General features: G+C 45.8%; 4 protein-coding genes and 1 pseudogene. 1 reads left to right on the top strand and 4 read right to left on the bottom strand.

Going from position 1 to position 3,363, the window contains the following annotated elements; all coding sequences use genetic code 11:
• From ACJMLT_RS04255 to ACJMLT_RS04245, 3 genes and pseudogenes are all read right to left on the bottom strand, one after another.
• Positions 1-294, bottom strand: a pseudogene (locus tag ACJMLT_RS04255) (peptidoglycan hydrolase); the annotation flags it as partial.
• A gap of 58 nt (positions 295-352) precedes the next feature.
• Positions 353-1,459, bottom strand: a complete 1,107-nt coding sequence (locus tag ACJMLT_RS04250) for an iron-containing alcohol dehydrogenase family protein (protein WP_405727075.1) — start codon at positions 1,457-1,459, stop codon at positions 353-355.
• A 25-nt stretch (positions 1,460-1,484) separates the two neighbouring features.
• Positions 1,485-1,739: a hypothetical protein gene (locus ACJMLT_RS04245; protein WP_405727072.1), complete on the bottom strand. Its 255-nt coding sequence runs from the start codon at positions 1,737-1,739 to the stop codon at positions 1,485-1,487.
• Positions 1,740-1,881: 142 nt separating this feature from the next.
• Between ACJMLT_RS04245 and ACJMLT_RS04240 the strand changes: the two genes are divergently transcribed.
• Positions 1,882-2,655, top strand: coding sequence for an exonuclease domain-containing protein (locus ACJMLT_RS04240; RefSeq protein ID WP_405727069.1), 774 nt, complete (start codon positions 1,882-1,884; stop codon positions 2,653-2,655).
• A 44-nt stretch (positions 2,656-2,699) separates the two neighbouring features.
• Here the strand turns inward: ACJMLT_RS04240 and ACJMLT_RS04235 are convergent.
• Positions 2,700-3,363, bottom strand: a 664-nt coding sequence (locus ACJMLT_RS04235; RefSeq protein ID WP_405727066.1) for an S-layer homology domain-containing protein, incomplete at its 5' end; no start/stop codon positions are given.

The following is a 3,363-nucleotide window of genomic DNA, read 5'->3' as shown; positions in this document are numbered from 1 at the left end:
CCCCGGCTGACTGCTGCTGAAATAATAGACCACAGGCCCCTGTCTGGTGCCGGCTATAGATTCCGGCGCAGCGTTGGAATGGATCGCCAGATGGAAATCGATATTGCTGTTATTAGACTGTGCAATGGCTTCCCCCAGAGTCATTTCCGGACTGTTTCGAACAATTTCAATACCGCTGGCATTCAGATAAGGTTCCATGGCATCGGCGATCAGGTTCATGACCCCCTCTTCCGTGCCGCCGTTCACAAAGGGATTGAATTCCTGCAGGGATGGACTCAAATATACTCTTGGCATAAAAAATCTCCTTTTCCACTAAACTATGAAAAAGGAGAAAAAAAGTTCTTATTTCTTTTTATTTCATCAGAGATTTCTGATACATACGATAAATATCATCCCTTGTTAAAGGATAAGGGAATGTAGCTATCTTTCCTGTCTGTTCCATAAAACGGTCTGTATAATAATTGAGGTCATCCTCCGTGTAAGCGGCTTCATGATCCAATACTTCATCCAGAAATACCCCCAATTCTTTTGTATCTGCAAACCCAAGACATTCCAAGAGCTTCGCCACATGCTCGTCTCCTGCGGGGAACTGTTCCACATAGGCCTGTGTCAGAACGCCAGTTGCCATGCCATGGGGCAGCCCCTTTTCATAAGTCAGGAAATAGCCCATGCCGTGAGGCAGCGAAGTCATGGTCTGGGCAATGGCAGCGCCGCCCAATGCAGACATCAGCATCAGTTTATCACGGGTTTCTGCAGGATAATTTCTGGCTTTCAGATCGGGAATGCAGTCCTTAAAAATAGACAGCCCCATTTCCACCATCTTTCTGCTGACATAGTTGGCCTTTACGGAAAGATAACTTTCGATCAGATGAGTCAATGCATCCACCGCTGTATTATTGGTTGTTTTCGCAGGCAGAGTATCCATATATTTGGGATCCAGATAGGATACATCAGCAAAAATATGAGCTGCGATACTGGATTTTGTCTTTTTTGCATGAAGGGTCAGAATGGCATACTGGGTCACCTCAGAGCCTGTTCCCGCAGTCGTAGGTACAGCTACCACAGGCAGTGCTTTTGCACTCCCGTCCCACAGGGTATCTGTCCCTTTTTCTGGCGCCGCCGCCATAACAGCAATGGCCTTTGACGCATCCATGGGAGAACCGCCGCCGATGCCAATGAAAAATTCCACTCCTTCGGATACCGCAATCTTTGCCGCTCTTTCTACCGTTTCTACATCGGGATTTTCACCGATCTCATCAAACAGCACCCATTTGATGTTTAATACATCCAGCGCATCGGTAATATCTTTCTGGGCACCATTTTTCTTGGCAGATGTTCTGCCGGTCACTACCATCGCTTTCTTCCCCAGCTTCGCCATGGCATTTTTATGTTCAGATACACAGCCTCTGCCAAAATAGCAGTCTGCAGGCATGAAATAACGGAAATTGTCCATATTCATTCACCCTTTCTTCCTATAAAGAATATCAGCAAAGGAAATCGTACCAGTCCCATTCTGCCGCCATAATGGCTTCAATGGTTTCCTCTGCAGGTTCTTCCAAGAGTTCAAATTCGATTTCAAATTCATGGTAACGTTCGCCCTCAATAGTGGCAACACCGCTGATGACATAGTTTTTGCCTTCACCGGTGATATATTCCCCTTCCATCATGAGGTCATCTTCCTCCAGATAGAATTTGTTCAGTTCGCTTTTGATCTGTTCTTCTGTGAATGTCAGTTTCATTGTTATCCGCCTCCTGTTTCACGACTTTTTCTTTTCCTTTTCATTCTAGCATCATACCGAGCCATGGACAAGACTTCTTTTTCATGTTAAACTATCATGGAAAAAATAAGCAGAATACCTATTCCCAAAAGGAGTTTTTAATATGAATTATATCGTGCTGGATCTGGAATTCAACCAATCCTTCCCATTCAAAAGCGGCAAGAAAGTAGAGCCGAACCCGGAATGTCCCTTTGAGATCATTCAGATCGGTGCCGTAAAATTAAACGAAAATTTTGAACAGGTGGATACCTTTGATGCCATGATCTGCCCCCAGATCTATCCCCGTCTGCATCCCTTTGTAGAAAAGATCACTGGGATCCGCGGCGATATGCTGGCAGATAAACCCGATTTCAAGGATGCCTATCAGCGTTTTCTGGCCTTCATCGGCGAAGAACCTGCCATCCTCTGCACATGGGGCGGCGACGATATCAAATCTCTGTTCCGCAATATCCTGTTTTATGATCTGAATGCAGAAGCACTGACAAACCAGTATCTGAATGTGCAGCCCTTTGCGGCAGAATATCTGAATCACGAAGCAGGAAAAGCCATCGGCCTGAAAAATGCTGTAGAAGCACTGGGCATCCCCGAAGACGAAACCTTCCACAACGCCCTGAACGATGCCGTTTATACCGCAAAGATCTTTACGATCACTCATCCTGCAGAGATCAAGGCAGAAACCTTCAACCCACTGACCATGCTGGCAAAGAAACCGAAAAAACTGCGTACTAACGTAAAAAGCCTGCTGATGTATGTAGAAGAACGTATGGAACGGGAACTGACGGAAGAAGAAAAAGCTCTGGTCAAAATGGCCTATATGCTGGGCAGAAACCACACTTTTGATGCGACCCCCGCAGTCAGAAAAAAAGAGAAAAAATAAGCAAACCCTGTACTTCAGACCGAAGTACAGGGTTTTGTTTCTTTTTATTTGAAATAACGATACAGGAACGTGACGATCTGTCCTCTGGTGCAGATCTGATCCGGGCTGAATGTCGTACTGCTGGTACCGCTGGTCACGCCATGCTGTACGGCCCATGCTACTGCATCCTTATATGCCGCATCGAAAGAAACATCGCTGAATCTGTTGCCGTCTGCCACATCAGGCATACCTTCCAGTTTCCAGAGATAGGAAACCACATCACTGCGGCTGCAGCCTGCATTGGGATCGATATGCACGTTATCGATCAGGCCTTCTGCATACGCCCAAAGGAATGCATTATAATAATACTGTCCTGCAGAAACCGCTTTATTTGTAAAAGGATTGTTCGTACTTACCGCAGGTTTTCCTGCTGCTTTCCAGAGGAATGTCAGGATATGTGCCTGAGAGCAGTTCTGGTCGGGAGAAAATGTTGTGGCACTGGTACCGCTGGTGATATTATTATCCACAGCCCATTCTACAGGCTCTGCACAATACAGATTCAGAGGAACATCCTTGAATAAAGGCTGAGGTTCTGTGCCCATCCAACGACCAACATAAATAAGCACTTCGTCACCTGGCACACCAGATCTTTCTATCCAAAGTGTACCATCTGTACGGAATACTGTTTCTTGTAAATTCGGGTAGCATTTCCATTCTGTTGCTGTTGTT

It is taken from the genome of Anaerotignum sp. (assembly GCF_045122575.1).
Classification (GTDB): domain Bacteria; phylum Bacillota; class Clostridia; order Lachnospirales; family Anaerotignaceae; genus Anaerotignum_A.
Note: the sequence above shows the minus strand (reverse complement) of the source record. Positions and strands in the feature narration are given on the sequence as shown.